The sequence below is a fragment of the Blautia sp. ZXY-1-C6 genome (assembly GCF_056339875.1).
Genome location: NZ_JBWJVQ010000156.1, coordinates 1 through 16989, shown reverse-complemented (window position 1 = coordinate 16989; position 16989 = coordinate 1). Strand labels below are relative to the sequence as shown.

General features: G+C 39.9%; 14 protein-coding genes, 1 pseudogene and 1 riboswitch. Of the genes and pseudogenes, 3 read left to right on the top strand and 12 right to left on the bottom strand.

Annotated elements, in window-relative coordinates; genetic code table 11:
• Positions 1-12: 12 nt before the first annotated feature.
• The 3 genes from AC075J_RS06715 to AC075J_RS06705 form a co-directional block, all read right to left on the bottom strand.
• A complete protein-coding gene (locus AC075J_RS06715; RefSeq protein WP_476390169.1) occupies positions 13-1305 on the bottom strand; it encodes an MATE family efflux transporter in 1293 nt (430 codons plus the stop codon).
• A gap of 217 nt (positions 1306-1522) precedes the next feature.
• Positions 1523-2551, bottom strand: a complete 1029-nt coding sequence (locus AC075J_RS06710; RefSeq protein ID WP_008706353.1) for a zinc-dependent alcohol dehydrogenase — start codon at positions 2549-2551, stop codon at positions 1523-1525.
• Between the two features lie 342 nt (positions 2552-2893).
• Entirely contained in the window at positions 2894-4006 is a 1113-nt protein-coding gene (locus tag AC075J_RS06705; protein ID WP_120062053.1) for an ROK family transcriptional regulator, read from the bottom strand.
• A 607-nt stretch (positions 4007-4613) separates the two neighbouring features.
• On the opposite strand from AC075J_RS06705, the gene AC075J_RS06700 reads away from it, so the two are divergent.
• Positions 4614-5954 carry an MATE family efflux transporter gene (locus AC075J_RS06700; RefSeq protein ID WP_412377407.1) on the top strand — a complete coding sequence of 447 codons (1341 nt, stop codon included), beginning with the start codon at positions 4614-4616 and terminating at the stop codon, positions 5952-5954.
• A gap of 77 nt (positions 5955-6031) precedes the next feature.
• Here the strand turns inward: AC075J_RS06700 and AC075J_RS06695 are convergent, their stop codons facing one another.
• The 6 genes and pseudogenes from AC075J_RS06695 to AC075J_RS06670 form a co-directional block, all read right to left on the bottom strand.
• Positions 6032-7366: an MATE family efflux transporter gene (locus AC075J_RS06695; RefSeq protein WP_055152651.1), complete on the bottom strand. Its 1335-nt coding sequence runs from the start codon at positions 7364-7366 to the stop codon at positions 6032-6034.
• A 39-nt stretch (positions 7367-7405) separates the two neighbouring features.
• A pseudogene (locus AC075J_RS06690) lies at positions 7406-9827 on the bottom strand (glycoside hydrolase family 3 protein).
• Between the two features lie 72 nt (positions 9828-9899).
• Positions 9900-10514, bottom strand: a complete 615-nt coding sequence (locus AC075J_RS06685) for an NUDIX hydrolase (protein WP_118569810.1) — start codon at positions 10512-10514, stop codon at positions 9900-9902.
• 40 nt (positions 10515-10554) lie between these two features.
• Entirely contained in the window at positions 10555-10944 is a 390-nt protein-coding gene (locus AC075J_RS06680; RefSeq protein WP_118569809.1) for an HI0074 family nucleotidyltransferase substrate-binding subunit, read from the bottom strand.
• Positions 10931-11224, bottom strand: coding sequence for a nucleotidyltransferase family protein (locus AC075J_RS06675; RefSeq protein WP_008706339.1), 294 nt, complete (start codon positions 11222-11224; stop codon positions 10931-10933). The genes AC075J_RS06680 and AC075J_RS06675 overlap by 14 nt, the downstream gene beginning before the upstream one ends.
• Before the next feature lie 201 nt (positions 11225-11425).
• On the bottom strand, positions 11426-12061 hold the full coding sequence (locus AC075J_RS06670; RefSeq protein ID WP_055058216.1) for an ECF transporter S component: 636 nt from the start codon (positions 12059-12061) through the stop codon (positions 11426-11428).
• Between the two features lie 153 nt (positions 12062-12214).
• Positions 12215-12347, bottom strand: a riboswitch (FMN riboswitch).
• A 131-nt stretch (positions 12348-12478) separates the two neighbouring features.
• On the opposite strand from AC075J_RS06670, the gene AC075J_RS06665 reads away from it, so the two are divergent.
• Together AC075J_RS06665 and AC075J_RS06660 are read left to right on the top strand one after the other, a co-directional pair.
• Complete coding sequence (locus AC075J_RS06665; RefSeq protein WP_055059016.1) at positions 12479-12958, top strand: hypothetical protein; 480 nt, start codon at positions 12479-12481, stop codon at positions 12956-12958.
• A 508-nt stretch (positions 12959-13466) separates the two neighbouring features.
• Entirely contained in the window at positions 13467-13916 is a 450-nt protein-coding gene (locus AC075J_RS06660) for a DUF5684 domain-containing protein (protein WP_055059015.1), read from the top strand.
• Between the two features lie 129 nt (positions 13917-14045).
• Here AC075J_RS06660 and AC075J_RS06655 read toward each other — a convergent pair whose 3' ends face one another.
• The 3 genes from AC075J_RS06655 to AC075J_RS06645 form a co-directional block, all read right to left on the bottom strand.
• Positions 14046-14942: an SH3 domain-containing protein gene (locus AC075J_RS06655; RefSeq protein WP_022380035.1), complete on the bottom strand. Its 897-nt coding sequence runs from the start codon at positions 14940-14942 to the stop codon at positions 14046-14048.
• A gap of 815 nt (positions 14943-15757) precedes the next feature.
• On the bottom strand, positions 15758-16351 hold the full coding sequence (locus tag AC075J_RS06650; protein ID WP_243282920.1) for a transposase: 594 nt from the start codon (positions 16349-16351) through the stop codon (positions 15758-15760).
• Positions 16312-16806, bottom strand: a complete 495-nt coding sequence (locus AC075J_RS06645; RefSeq protein ID WP_022380033.1) for a hypothetical protein — start codon at positions 16804-16806, stop codon at positions 16312-16314. The genes AC075J_RS06650 and AC075J_RS06645 overlap by 40 nt, the downstream gene beginning before the upstream one ends.
• Positions 16807-16989 lie beyond the last annotated feature (183 nt).

Genomic DNA, 16989 nt, shown 5'->3' with positions numbered 1-16989 from the left:
TTTTCAACAGTGTTATTCGATTCTGTTTCTGTCTTTATATGCCAGAAACAGAATCGTCAGAAACGTAACTGTCTCCGCTGCAAGAAGAGAGATCCAGATTCCATTTAATCCAAATAATTTCGCAAGTATAACTGCGCAGATAACAATGGCAACAATTCCTCTCAGTAATGAACCGACAATTGCGATTTTCGGTTCATCTACTGCTGAGAAATATGCCACCAGTACAATATTGATTCCTGCCACTATAAATCCAAGGAAATACAGACGCAGTCCTGTGTGTGCATAATTCAATAACTGAACATTGTTTTCACTGTTGAAAATGCTGATCAGCGTGTCGGTTGAAGTCCAGATGATCAATTGGGTCAGTGCTTCTACAGCAAGACATACGAGCAGGCTCCATTTCAGAAGTTTTCTTACCTGAGTGGGCTGGCCTTTTCCGTAGCTTTCACTGATCAGGGGCTGTGCTCCCTGGGCCAGACCGTTGAAAATTGCAAATGCCACGATAGAAAGGTTTGCCACAACTCCATAGGCTGCTACACCCATATTTCCCGCGATTCCCAGGATCAGAAAGTTAAATACAATGGCGATCACACCGGAAGACAGTTCACCGACGAATGCGGAAACTCCTAGCTGACAGCAGGAAATCAGGTGTCTGAATGACGGTTTTTTCCAATGGAATCCTACATGATTTCTGCTGCTTCTGTAGTGTATGGTACAGACGCTCATTGTTACGATCGGACAGATTGCAGTAGCCAGTCCGGCTCCGGAAAATCCCAGACCGACCGGGAACATGAATATATAATCAAATATAATGTTAAAGATACTTCCACTGATGGAACCGATCATTGCAATAGAAGGCGCCCCATCGTTTCTGGCAAATGCAGTAAATGTATAATTTGACATGAAGAATGGTGTTGCGATCAGAATAATTCTCACATAGTTTCGTCCAAGTCCGATCAGTCCGGCATCTGCCCCCAGCAAAGCCAATGCTTTGTCCGGAATAAAGATTCCGATCAGCATAAATGGAACTGCAGCCAATATGCTCCAGGTTACTGACTGTACAAAATAATGATCTGTATTTTCTCCTTTTGCCCTGCTTATGGCATACCTGGTAGCGGAACCAATCCCGATCATAGCCCCAATCGCATAAATCAGTCCATAAACCGGCAGGATCAGATTGAGAACTGCCAGTCCGTCAGCACCGGAATATACAGATATAAAGAAAGTATCTGCCAGAACATAAACTGAAATCCCGATCATTCCGGCAACACTCTGGGTTACATATCTGGTGAATCTTTTCAGCATAATACTTCGCTCCTTCGTTATATTGTCAGCATTGTCTTCCTTTCATCTGCAAACTTATCTCACCATTATACCCATATAAAACAAAAATGCAACCACAAAAACTCCAGACATAAAAATCTCCTTAAGCAGATTTTTTAATGCTGCTCAAGGAGACTCCCGTTGATCTTATTTATGTTTATTTCTTTGTCTTTTCTCAAAATTTCACTGATAACAGCGACTACTTTTCCTGCACATTGATAATCACTTTCATTGTAGTCTCACGGTTATCGTCAATGTACTGGTATGCTTTCAGATAATCTTTAAATGCAAACGTCTTAGAAATCAGCGGTCTTAAATGCACTTTTCCTTCATTCACCAGTCTGATTCCGTCTACATAATCATCATGTCTGTACATCATTGTGCTCTTGATATCAAGCTCATGATCATTTGCAACTGCCAGATCGATCTCAGCCATTCCTGCAAAAACTGCAACCAGCACAATCACGCTTCCTTTTCTTGCATATTTGATCGCCTGTCCCATTGTAATGTTATTTCCTGCACAATCATAGATAACATCTGCCTTATCCGGTCCAAAGGCTTCTACCATTGCTTCCCCAAAATTTTTATTTCTTGTGTTGACACATACGTCAATTCCACACTCTTTTGCTTTTTCCAGACGGAGATCACTGACATCTGTGATCATAACTTTAGCTGCTCCCATCCCTTTTGCAGACTGCGCTACCAGATTTCCGATCGGACCGGCTCCTATCACCACAATATTCATTCCTGTTACATCGCCCATCTGTTTAACACCATGAACAGCTACTGCCAGAGGCTCAATCATTGCGCCCTCTTCATAAGACATATCTTCCGGTATCGGTGTTACTTTTGATGCATCAACTGCAAAATATTCGGATGCAGTTCCTGTTGTCTGGAATCCCATTACTTTCAGCTCTTCGCAGAGATTGTATTTTCCGTGACGGCATGGATAACAATGTCCACAATATACCTGTGGCTCAATTGTTACTTTCTGTCCCACATGAAATTCTGTTACTGCATCACCTGTTTTTACCACTTCTCCTGATACTTCATGTCCCTGGGTTACCGGATATTTTGTAAAAGGATGTTTTCCGTGATATACATGGATATCAGAACCACAGATACCAATATTCATAATCTTAACCAAAACCTGGTTGTCTTTAATTTCTGGTACGGGAACCTCTCTGAAAATAATTTCTCCTGGATTTGTCATAACCTGCTGTAACATAATATTTTCCTCCTTATTTGTTGAATGTACTTTGAACCTCTAGTTATTTATCAACTTTTATTAAATATTTTATTAAAGTAATTACATTATTATTCAAATCGCTAAATTTGTCAATAAATATTTAAGAATATTTCTCATTTCTACCAGTTGCACAAAGTAAAGATTTTATTTTTATGCAGATGTTACTATAACACTCCTCATAACTATCTGCTAAATTCCCGCACAATAACAAAATACCCTGATCACAACCTTTCTTTGTTGTAATCAGGGTATTTTTTATATTCAGATATTTGTTTAATATGGTATATCAGCAGATCATCAGTGATTCAAGAATGCTATCGGCTATATCTTTCCGATAAAATCCTGCAAGAAATGCTTTGCTGCACCTACAGCTGAGGCTTCTTTCTTATAAGAACAGTTTTTCAGATATCTCAGATCATGATCAAATCCATTATACTTCATTACTTTTTCCCCAAGAGGTATCATATAATCTGAGAGATATCCACCCATTTCACCTCCAAGAATGATATCCATATCATATGCCATACGCAGATTTGAAATCAGAACTGCAAGATAATCAAGATACTCTTCCCATTTTTTCTCTGCCTTTTCATCATTGTTTTGAAGCAGCTGCATAAACTGTTCCACAGAATCCTTTGACTCACCAACAAGTGCGCCTGCAGCGCAATAAGCATCTGCACAACCAGATTTTCCACAATAACACTTGCGGCCCTGAGGTACAAGTATCATATGTCCAAATTCTCCGGCCTTCTGATTTTCTCCGGAAAACAAATTTCCCCCTATGCAAAATGCACCGCCAAGAGTCTGATTCAACGAAAGGTAAATTGCATTCTGATAGATGTTCATATCTTCTGCCATCATTGCCGCATTGGCATCATTTGAAAAATAAACCGGGACAGAAAATGCCTGTTCCAGGAAACTGAGACTATAGTTTTCAAGTTTCAGTGCGTGGGATTTTATCACCAGTTTCTGCTCCTGATTAATGATTCCCGGAATAGAGATTCCAACACCCAGAAGCTTTTCTTTCTGTTCTGCATCATTCATATGATCCAGAAATTTCGCCGCATAATCTGCCACCTGACTGCAATATGACATATCAGATACAAATTTCAGACGGATCCGCTCTGATTTCACAATCTCATACTTCAGATTTACCAGCACCATTCCCAGATGATTTGCAGTGATCACAATTCCCATTGCATAACGATAGGATGGATTGATTCCAATACTTTTAGCCTTTCTTCCTCCTGTGGATTCATATTCTCCAGTTTCTATTATGATACCTTTTTCCAATAAATCTTTTACATTAGACAGAACTGTTGGCATACTCAGATTCAGTTCTTTGGATATTTCCACTTTTGATGTGGATTCTCTATTTATAATATAATTTACGATTTTTGATTTCGTAGCAAATTTCTTTTCCAGTCCGCTCATTCTGTTTCTACCTTCTTTTATTAATGTATTTATAAAAGAATGATACCTGTTATTGTCATATTTGTAAATAGCCATTGTCTCTGCAGAGTATGTTGCTTTTTGCAATTGAGGCAGGGGACTTAACTTATTCAGCTGATTCAGTTAATATATCTACAATAACAGATAAATTGTTACTGTTCACACGCCACTATTCCGCGAGGTGTTTTGGCATGAATATGCCAAAATCCCGAGACATACAAGCCAAAATTCCATTGCCGCAGGCAATCTGGAATGAATTTTGGCTAAGTTACTGTGAACGGAGTGAACAGTAACGATAAATTTATATCATTCTGATGAAATATTATATTTCATTTTTCACGTTAATGATATAAAATTATCGTAACTGTTCAGTACCTTCACAGTTACGAGCCAAAATGCATTAAAACTCACCTGCGGTGATGGCATTTTGGCTTGTATGTCTCGGGATTTTGGTACTTACGTGCCAAAACACCTCGCGGGATAGCAGACTACTGAATAGTTACAAATTATTAATGTAAATATCAGGGCATATTCGAATAATCATTTCTAAACTTTTTCAAATATGCTCCGGAAAGGAACTTTTATACTAATGAAAACCAAGATTCAGGATATGACCTCCGGTTCACCGGGACGGTTGATCATTCTTTTTGCAATTCCCCTGATGCTGGGAAATATCTGTCAGCAGCTTTATACAATGGTGGATACCATGGTTGTTGGCCAGGTTGCAGGTGTGGAGGCTCTTGCCGCACTGGGTGCTGTTGACTTTCTGATGTGGGTTGTCACAGGAATATCCACAGGACTCACTCAGGGATTTTCTATTCAACTCTCCCAATATTATGGGGCAAAGGATTTCGAAAATCTGCGTAAATCTCTGGCTCACAGTTACCGACTGACCGCATTCATCGCAGCCGGAGTATTGATTCTCAGCCAGTCATTTGCCTCGCTGGTATTAACAGGGCTGCATACACCTTCCAATATTATCGGAATGTCTCTGTTATATCTGCGCATCATTTTCTGTGGAATCCCCGCTACAGCAGCCTATAATATGTTTGCCTCTGCCCTAAGGGCTATGGGAAACAGTAAAACACCGCTGACCGCAATGATCATCGCATCTGTGCTGAATGTCTCACTGGACATCCTTTTTGTGGCAGGCTTCGGATGGGGTGTGGCAGGAGCAGCAATCGCAACTGTGATCGCACAGAGCTTCTCCGCTGTTTACTGTTTCCTGATTTTACGCAGAATTGATATCGTTCATCTGACCAGAGCAGATTTTATGCCTGCCTCCGGCATGAATGCCCGCCTGATGAAGCTTGGTATTCCTGTTGTATTTCAGAATATCATCATCGGTGTGGGTGGTCTGGTAGTCCAGTATGTGATCAATGGCTACGGTTTCCTTTTTGTGGCAGGATTTACAGCTACAAATAAGCTTTATGGTCTGCTGGAAATGGCGGCTATTTCCTATGGATATGCCATCGTTACTTATGTAGGTCAGAATCTGGGGGCCGGAAAGATTGACAGGATCAGGAAAGGTGTCCGCAGCAGTATGCTGCTTTCCCTGCTTACCTCAATGATCATTTCTGCTGCCATGTTTTTATTTGGAAAAAATATTCTCTCACTTTTCATTTCAGGTGAACCACAGCAGACACAGGAGGTACTGGCAATTGCTTTCAAATACCTCTCTATTATGGCTGCCATGCTCTGGGTTTTGTACTTCCTGTACGTGTACAGATCTGCACTTCAGGGGCTGGGAGATACCTTAATGCCTATGGTAAGTGGTATGGCTGAATTTGTCATGCGTATCAGTGCTGCACTGATCCTTCCCCATTTCATCGGACAGGACGGTATTTTCTTTGCAGAGATCGCAGCATGGAGCGGAGCCACTGTGATCTTATGCATCAGCTATTATGTACGGATGCATAAATATCATTAAGACAAAACAGGCACATAGTCCCGGATATCCGGTATATGTGCCTGTTTTTTGATCAGTCGATCCTGGTACAGCGAAAATTATGTAAGATTCTTAATCCATTTATATTTCTTATAATGTTTATAGACCACCGGCAGTTTAATGATCTCGTCCAGATTGAGTACAAAGTAGACAACCATAACCGGCAGTTTCAGGATAAATGCGCAGATGCATCCCAGAGGAACAATGATACACCACAGAGTTACAGAATCACACAGCATTCCAAATTTGGAGTCTCCGCCTGCTGCGAAGATTCCTCCTATTGTCATACAGTTTACTGATTTTCCTGCGATGTAATAGGAAGAGATCAGCAGCATTTTTTGCAGATATCCGCGGGCTGTCGGGGTGAGATCTACCATTTTTGTGATAAATGGTGATAAGGCGATCAGGACAAGGCCTGATACAATTCCTGCAATAATCGCAGTTTTGGTAAGTGTCTCGCCTACCTCTTTTGCTTCCTGCAGACGGTCTGCACCAAGACGGTTTCCCACTATGATACTGCCTGCATTTCCAAGTCCGAGGCAGAAGCATACAACAAGATTTTTGGAAATATTCGCTATTCCATTGGCGGCAACAGCATCCGTTCCCAGATGTCCCATGATCACAGAATACATGGAAAAACCTATTCCCCATGCAAGATTATTGATCAGTAACGGAACTGTTTTCTGCCAGAAACGGCCAAATAACTTTTTCTCACAGCTTCTGAGACTGAATTTCACAGCTCTGATCCTGCACAATACATAACCGACACTCCACAGGAACTGCACAACTGTTGCAAGTACGGTTGCCAGTGCAGCACCTTTAATCCCCATCTTCGGGAAGCCGGACAGGCCAAAAATGAAAACAGCATTCAATGCGATATTGAGAATTACCATAACCCCATTGATCAGGGTACTCATATTTACTGCACCACAGTTCTTCATGATTGCCAGGAAAATCTGTGCAATTCCCGAAAACACATAGGAAATGCCGATGACTCTTAAATACTCACTTCCCAGAACGATCAGAGTTTCCTCATTTGTCAGGATTCTCATGAGCTGTTCCGGAAAGAAAAGGGTTCCTGCCAGAAATACTACTGCAATACATCCACAAATCTTTGTCACAAGGCTGAACACCTGGGAAATACCTGTGTAATCCCCTTTTCCATAATATTGTGCCACAAACATATTCTCGCCTGCCATAAATGCAAACATAAACAGATTAAATACAAAAGTAACCTGTGTAGCCAGTGATACGGCTGACATGGCATCCTGACTTAACTTTCCCAGCATGATTGCATCACATGCTCCAACCAGGGCTGTCATGAACTGCTGAAGTGCAATCGGAAGTGCCAGCCTGACTATTTCTTTTCGTAAACTTCGTTTACGCTCATCCATTATCTTTTTTGCTCCTGTTTAAAATATTATTGATACTCATCAGTCAATTTTCAGAATCATATTCAGGATTCTTCTTGCGCTGAGACGGATCTCTGCTTCAGTAACAAATCCTTTTTCATATGCTTCTTTTATGCGTTCCGGATATCCTGCTGCCATCTTGATATCGTTTCCTGCCTTTGTTTCGCGATAGTGCTCTCCGAAGGTCCACCAGTCTGTTGTAACCACTCCGTCGAATCCCCATTCATCCCGGAGAATACCTGTCAGAAGTTCTTTATTCTCTGAGGCATGGATGCCATTAAGCAGATTATAGGAGGACATAATCGTATACGGATGAGCCTCTTTTACAATAATCTCAAACTGTTTCAGATAAATCTCACGGAGTGCTCTCTCTGATACTCTGGAATCAGAATCCTTACGGTTTGTCTCCTTATTATTGGCTGCAAAATGCTTCACACTTGCTCCGATATGCTGAGACTGGATGCCTCTTACCATAGCTGCCCCTGTCTTTCCTGCAAGGTACGGATCTTCAGAATAATACTCAAAGTTACGGCCACAGAGCGGGCTTCTGTGGATGTTGCAGGCAGGAGTAAGCCAGATACTGATATTATTTTCTTTTACTTCTTCTGCTCCTGCTTTACCAACTTTCTCTACCAGTTCTTCATCCCAGGTGCTGGCAAGAAGTGTGGCACATGGCCAGGCAGTTGTGTTCACTCCGCATTTCGGAAGAATACGAAGTCCGGCTGGTCCGTCTGCAGTCATCACATTCGGGACTCCGTATTCCGGAAGATTTCCCATTCCAAATGTATTGGCACATCCTGTGTTTGGCTGTCCGCCAAGGAGATTGATACAGTCATCCAATGTCAGGATATCCATAAACTCATCCAATGTCATTTTACCATCTGCTACATCAGAGAAGCGAACTCCCTTGGAATCAAGAAAATCAAGAAAGTCTATTCCTTTTTGTCCTCTTGTATCAGGACATGGAAGACCGATGGCATATTTATCCTGTCTCGGAAGTCCTTCTTCTTCCACATATTCACGCTGTGGAAGTTCCTCATAAGAACCGTCCGCAAGCATACGTTTCTGAAGATGATATGGCGCTGCTTTCCGGCTTAACTGCTCAGTTACTGTGTCTTCTTTTACTACATATGTAAAGTCGATCTTCGCTGCATCTCTTACATTTGTACCGATATAGATCGCATATTCTCCTGCCTCCAGAACATAGGCTGATCTGCATACTTTACCCAGATCATCGTAGGATGCCATCTGATCCACAGGAATTTTCAGGGTAAGGATTCTGACGTTCACCCGGCTGAAGAAGACTGGTCTTTTTGAATGCCCCCAGTACTTTCGCAGGCTTTCCAAGTTTCCCCTGTGGTGCTCCGTAATAAAGCTGGATAACTTCTTTTCCTGCTGTTTTTCCTGTATTGGTTACTTCAGTAAGAACCGTGATCACACCGTTTTCTTCGGAAGCACCAGTCATCTTCCAGTCGAAGTCTGTATAGGAAAGTCCAAACCCAAACGGATAATTTACTCTTTCCGCTGCACCCGGAATTGTTTCAAAGTAACGGTATCCCACATAGATATCTTCTGTGTAATCTACATAGAATGCAGACTCATGGAAGTTTGCTGTGGATGGATAATCTTCCAGATCTTTTGCATAAGTATCGGATAATTTACCGGATGGATTAACATCACCACAAAGTATATCTGCTGTTGCAAGACCACCTTCCATACCGCCCTGCCATGCCATCAGTACTGACTGGATCTCATCACAGTCTCTGAACCATTTCGTGTCCACGATACCGCCAACATTCATCACTACGATTACATGCGGGAATGCTTTCTTTACTTTCTCTACCATGGCATTCTCTGCATTTGTCAGGCAGAAATCACCGTTTTCAAAAATCTTCGCTGACAGTTCAGAGTTTCTTTTTTCTTCTCCATCAAGAACGTATCCATCCTGTGCTGCTTCACATTTTCTGTCCCATCCTTCGCCTGAGAAACGACAGATAGTAATTACTGCAGTATCTGTATATTCTCGCGCTTCATTCAGAAGTTCATCCGGGAGCTCCGGCTCAACTGTCATACCTGGTACTGCACCATCTGCGTATTGTTTCTGAATATCTTTTTCATAATATTTCGCAAGTTTATCGAAAACTTCTACTTTTCCCTCATCCTCTTTAATCTTCATGCCCTCATAAAGATTACGGATGTATTCTACAGTTACATCGCCGCTTCCTCCGCCGCCTTTTACGTAGTCTACAGTACCCTTACCAAAGAGTGCGACTTTCGTCCCTTTCCGAATCGGAAGTGTATTTTTCTCATTTTTCAGAAGAACCATTCCCTCTCCTGCTGCCATTCTGGAAAGTGCAATATGTTCTTTACTTCCTGTAACTCTTCGTCCATCTTCCCCCAGCGGAAGCACAGGCTGGAAAAAGCTTCTCTGCCATTTTGCCATTATTTTAATCCTCCTTTAATTCTCCTTAGTCAAGCAGATAAAATCATCCGCTTCGCTACTTGCCTGATTTGGTTAAAGTTCTTCTTTCAAAAATGCAAAAGGTTCTTCATCCTGAAGGAAATGCATAAGCTGATATGCACACATGATCGCTACATTTTCTTCACGCAGAATCCTCTTTACTTCTTCTCTGTCAGCAAGTACAACTTCAATTTCTTCGGAATCCTCCTGTGCCGCTTTACTGATCTCGCCTTCCGCGTAACCGTAAACAGTCGCGCAGGATTCATCTGTCATGCCAACCGTTGTGAAATAAGGTTTCTCAAATGCAGGATCTACTTTCAGAGGTGTGAATTTCAGTCCTGTTTCCTCGTACATTTCTCTTACTGCACCCTCATGGAATTCTTCGTTCGGTTCTACCAGACCTGCCGGGAATTCGTAGATATATCCGCCAATTGCGTATCTGTACTGACGTACTAATACAACTCTGTCTCTCTTTTCCCCATAAAGACTGTAAATGATCACGCCATCCGGAGTGTTTTTACCTGTTTTTATCTTTAATTCGTTAATACTCTTCGCACGGGATGCCACGAAATATGACACAGGAGTGTTGTGAATGCTTGTTGCATTTAAATGGTACAAATTTAAAAATTTACAATCTGTCAGTTTTTCAATATTGTGTATCTGTCCCATAATGGATACTTCCTTTCGCTTTCTATACCTTCGCTGATTATTACAGCCAATTTTCTTCTATCTCTGTTTTTAGTTCGCAAAACATCTGATAAAACGCTTCTTTTGCATCAGCTATAATTCCTAACGCAATTCTCTGATTGTAAGAATGTGTAACATTATTTCTTGCCTGCAATGCACGAAGCCACTGCTCCTCATCTCTTATCATTCCTGCTTTATAGGCAGTCTTCAGAATGATTTTCGGTGAACCTGTTGCTCCCTCTGCATATCCATGAATCTCCAGTATTTCTTTCATCATTTTCCATGACTGCTCAAAACAAATTTCATACAATCCTACGAGTCCGGTAATCACTACATTATCATATGGTTCTTCATAATTATAAATATCTTTCATGTTAGACAGTGCATTGCAGAAATTCTCATATTTTCTCATACAAAATCCTCCCTTCCTTCTCTATAGATTCTCTTAATTCATCCTGCATGTCACGATCAAGATTTACAATATCATACTCCAGAAGAGTACTTGTCTCTTCATCCACATCTAACGCAAACCTTGCAAAATCTCCTCCTGTGACTGCAATATCTATATCACTTGTTCTTCTGAAATCCCCTCTTGCTCTCGAACCAAAAAGAATTACTTTTTCAATATCATATTTTTGCGCAAGGTTTCGGATTTCTTCTATAACTTCCGGTCTGATTCCTGTATCATTCATTTTATAAACCTCACATTCCGATGTTTATATCGTCTGTTTTATCTTACCATATTATCGTATCTTTTTTAAGTCTGTCTGACAATTTCCGTAATTATTTTTTACACATAAAAAGAAGAACAGCCGCAGATTTTTCATCATACGGCTGTTCTTCTTTTTTATTTATTGTACTGCCAATTTATTTATTCTTTATCAGATATAAAATCAATCTCCCTTGAGCACCACGCGGATTCTCTTATAAATCAGGAATACGATCAGGGATGTCAGAGCATATTTGAATATGTTGAATGGGAAAATGATCATTGCTGCAAATGTAAGAAGATTATTTACAGAACTGTGTACTGCACTTCCCATTTCAATAAATGCTTCTACCGGCATTCCAAAAGCCTTTCCGTATGCCGGAAGTAACACGAATGCATTGATAAAGCATGCAACTACTGCTGTAAGTACGGTTCCAACTGCCATTCCGATCACTGCATGTTTTCTGCTCTTAACAGATTTATAACGGTAGATCAGACCTGCCGGAACTGCAAATGTACATCCAAAGATGAAGTTTGCCACATCGCCTACACCTGCTGTCATAGATCCCTTTGTTACCAGATGCACAAGAATCTTCACCAGCTCGATCAGTACACCTGCGATCGGTCCCATTGCGAATGAACCAACCAGTACCGGGATTTCTGAAAAATCCAGCTGATAAAAAGTCGGTGCCAGGAAAGGAAGCGGAAACTCCAGATTCATTAAAATTCCTGCGATAGCGCCAAGCATGGCTATCTGTGTAACGGTTCTCGTCTTACTCCTTGCCATCGCATTTCCATTTCTTAATACCTGTTCACTCATACTGTTTCTCTCCTTTGAAATTATTCTTTATGGATATGTCTCATATCCTGTTAAAAGAAAATTCCACAAGCTTTCTATATAATGAAGATTTTCTTCAACATATAAAAAACCCCGGATCATATCCGGGGTAATGAGCACGTATGGTAAATATCGCGTGTTCTTCTCTCATCCAGACTATACTGTCGGTTCTGGAATTTCACCAGATCAGCCGCCGAAGCGGGTCGCGGACTATAACCGCCGGTAGGGAATCTCAGCTATGCTGATCACCACAACCCCGAAGAATTTTCTTTTATCTGCGTCTGATTATACTACATACAGATATCTATTGTCAATACAACTATTCCATTACGCTCCTCTATTGACTTTGCTTTTCCAGGCTATTATAATAAATCCAGAAAACGAAAGGAGGTTTTCAATATGAAAACATGGACAAAGAAGTTCCAGAAAATGTTAACACTGATACTTGCCATCTGCCTCGTTACCGGCTGCATGGGATTCTCAAATGTGCAGGCAGCTACCGGAAAGTCAGGTACAACCTACTATGATACCTGCATAAATGGAAAAAAAGGCGGAACAATAACAACCAATGGCACAAAATACTATATGTCAGGCACAAGAAAGGCTATATGTAAGGGGAACACTCTGACAATGTATGCGTCATTTAATACTTCCAAAAACGGAATATTAAACAGCCAAAACAAAAAAGCATATATAAAATACGGAAAACATACATTTAAACTTACTTCCAAGACCAAATACTATTTTTCCGGAGGTGAAGCTCCCAACGATTATTGCTCAAAATCCGCTTTCATGTCTACCATGAGAAGCATGAATGGATTAGGTCTGCGCATTAAGGTAACCAATGGAAAAGTTGTTGAGATGTCTTTCAATTCATGATACCACAAAAGCCGCAAAGCTAGAAATTCCCACTTTACGGCTTTTGTTTAACTTGTCATTATTTTTTCCGAAACCATTCTTTTTTCTCTGTTCTCACAACCCATCCCTGAGAAGATTTTCATCTCATCAGGCACTTTTCATAAGTCAGACGAATATTTGTAATATTAAAGCAGGAGACTCACTTCATTGATAAAATTTTACTCTGCCTGATCAATATTATCAACCCTACAGCCCGCTAATACAACCATTCCAGGATTAGAAAAACAGGAAATCACTGCCAGACAAATGAAAAATATATAATATCCCGGTATTTTGTAGTTCATAAGTATTGCTGCCATAGTTTTCACCTCGCTTATGTACAATCTTCTTTGATAATTGACGAACTACTGAGAATATGCTTTAATGGATTTAGCATAAATACTTCAGGAGAACAAACATAGTTCTCAACTATGCTTCTACACCAACGATACATGTATCATATCTCACAGAAAAAAATGGGGGAACACAAATGGGACTTATAGCTATCAGCAGCATGGTATTCTTAGGTGGTATGTATCTGATGATTGCATTCGCATGGTGGCTTCTGCAGATTATTGCCAACTGGAGAATCTTTACCAAAGCAGGGGAGGCCGGATGGAAAAGTATTATTCCAATATATGGCGATTATATTTCTTATAAAATCGCATGGCAGCCTGCATATTTCTGGCTGACATTGGTTCTTGGAATCGTATCTTCCTGCTTACAGGGAACTCTTGAAACAAACGACAGTTTAATGATCTCCATGATCATCGTACTGATCAAAATCATACTTGCCATAATCAGCATTATGTACAGTGTTAAGCTTGCAAGAGCCTTCGGCAGAGGCACAGGATTCGCCATTGGTCTTATCTTCTTACCGCCAATCTTCATGCTGATCCTTGGCTTCGGCGATGACAGATATTATGGGGCAGATAAATAAGTATATATTAAATGGAAAATCCCCGGAACTTACGTTCCGAGGATTTTTACATATATACAGATTACAGTTTATTATAGAATTCTGTTGTCAAAATATTCTTTTACCGTTTCACAGCAAAAATCAGAATTGTCAGTCCACTGGAGCAGACAGATAACTTGCCAGACAATATCCAGATGAACCTTGATAATACACAGAAATAAATCCGTTTCCGGCATCTCCGAATGTAGCAACGGCTGTTCCCAACGGAATCTGACAAATTTCAGCAGCATTTACATCTGGATTTGTACGAAGAGTAATACTCTCATTACAGTTAATTACATATCTGGTATGTGGAATAGGTGCTCCTTCCGTCGGTTCCTGATATCTGGTGACCTGCGTCAGTGCAATCCATCCGTATGTACCATTATAATTTGTATAGCCCCATGAATTTCCATTGGAAGCCACTGCTTCCTGAGTTACAGTCAGAACTGTTCCGTTTGGAATCATGTCTGGAAGAACTTTGTCATACTCCACTCCTGCGCCACAGCGCATGTTTACACCGCCATCAGGAGCTGTTACTTCTACATCATAAGAATTTCCATGGGTTGGAATATCTCCCGGTGCAAGTAGTGCTATCTTATTAGCAAATTCTGTATAGTTTTCATTTGCATTAAGCTCCCTTGATTCTAGCAATGTTTGCACAATATCTTTTCCACTCTTTGTAATTCGTGTTATCTCCTGATATCCTTGATATCCATACAAAAAATACATTCCATTTCCATCTGGGGCTGTATAAAATAGTCCCTGTCTGCCTACATTTCCAATATAGCTCACATATTTTCCATCTTCCAATGTATAAATATCATTTACCCAATCAGCAAGGCAGGTGCCATGTGATATAAGCAACTCTCTTATTCCGTCCTGATCAATATCATATAAAGCCACGGAAATGCTAAAATCTCCGGAAATGGCTCCTGCATCTGCTATTACATTTTCGTATGCTGCGTACTCTGTCATATCTTTGTAATTCGTTGGATTTGATGCCATTACCTCGACATTTTGTCCTAATATTGAACTGGTTGTAATCAACAAACTGGCAACAATTGATATTTTAACTAAATTTCTATTCTTTTTCATAGCTATACCCCACTTTCACTCGTATACAATTCTGTTATTTACATCAAATTCATTACATTTTCAAGATGATCTGTAGTTCCATCACTTTCCCTTCTATTTGTTATCTTTTCTACACCCAAAACAGCATTAATATATCCATGTTTACATCTTATACTCTTTATTATACTTTTTCTTTTTCAAATACTCAATCATTAATCACCATTGAATAACTAATTGTTTTTTTCTTTCGTTACTGTTCAGACCCAATGTCATTAACTTAAGCAATTTGCTAATACTGCATTGATGAAAATATCAGCAGAAGGATTTGATTATGATAAAAAAGGGGATATTGAGGGATTAAGATACAATGTTTTACTGAAATTTGGGTATAACAAAAAGACAAAATCAATATTTAACATTGAAATTTGTCTAAAGATGAAATATAGTAATATATGAGTTAATGCTAATGTCTATAACAAAAACTCATCGGAAGTTTAAACCTATGTTGGCGGGCAAAGGTTCTTCCAGGTCTGATCGGCTCAATATTTCGAGCGATCAGACCTTTTACATTTATCTTTGTTATCCCATCGTGAATCCTTAAAAAATCCCTGCATGTTTTAAGCGCGGATGAATAATTCGCCTGATATTCATAAGCACGATCTTCCCGATCAATAGTTACATTTATGATTATGCTGGAACTGAAATTATATAGAATAACTCTTGCCCATACTTCCTGCACAATATAATCATATTTTTTTTGAGTGAAACGTTTTCAGACACATGGAATATTTTAAATCTCGGAAAGAGTTTTCCTCCTGCCATCTCAGATGATAAAGAGCTTTGAAATCTTCAGCTTTAAACTCTTCTTCTGGAAGATTCGTAGCAATGTTTTCATAAGAGCCATCATCAAGCTGTATGCGTAACAAACGTAAAGCAAGGTCATATTCCGTTCTTTGATCATTGAGATAATCCATCGGAGCATTCTGATAAATGTATCGGTATGAAGAGAATAGTTCAGGTCTGGAATATTTGCTTACAGCTTTAGACCTCGTCAGTATAAGAGAGATATCTTCATCAAAAGCCGGCAGGGTATCAACCGGATATCCCATCATTCCGGAAGCTCTTTTATCGTTACATCGGATAAGGAAGTACTGCCCCTTTTCAATCACATGGGCAAAGTTGTTGTAAGAAGTATAACCTCTGTCCCCAAAGAAAATGACTTTGTAGTGTTCAGGGATATCTGCAGAATCAACCATGGAACAAAAAGCAGAATACTCATTTCGCTTTCGGGCAGGCTGGACTAAAATATCAGTAAAACGCTTATCAAGTAAAGAAAACATAGCATTGATATGGATCTGATATGGATCTGGTTAAATCCTCTGGTAGATTTACCATTTGGTTCAAAATAGGTATCCTTATCTTCAGGGTTAAGGAAAATATCACAGGAAGAACCATCGCAGGCCCAGAATTCATATTTACCGTTATATAGTTTTTTAGGAAGTTTCCTGTTAAAAGCAAGAAGAAGATTCCGAAAAGCATCTTCCCTGATCTTTTTACGCTGTCTGTAAAAAGCCGCTTTGGAAGGTGCATCGATAGTACGTCCGAAAAAACGGTACAGTTCTTCCCTGATACAGTCAGCTTCCATAGTCAGAAACATCAGCATATAATCTTTAAAACCAAGTTTTCTGTTTCTGATAAAATCAACTCCGGGTTTGACAGCATATTTTTCCGGTGTTTTGGAAAGATCATTGATAGCAGCAAGTAAAATAGCTTTGATAGAATCTGAATAGTTCATAAATAAATACTCCTTTGATTAAGTAATTAAAAATAACAGTGCCTAAATCAAAGGGCGTTATTACTGATTGATCAGTAATAACGCCGCATATTGAGGAGTATTTGTCAAGTAATATTTTAGGAAATATCAAGCAGGTATCAGAGAGAGCATTGCCCGTTTAACAAGCAACAATCTCTTAAGTTA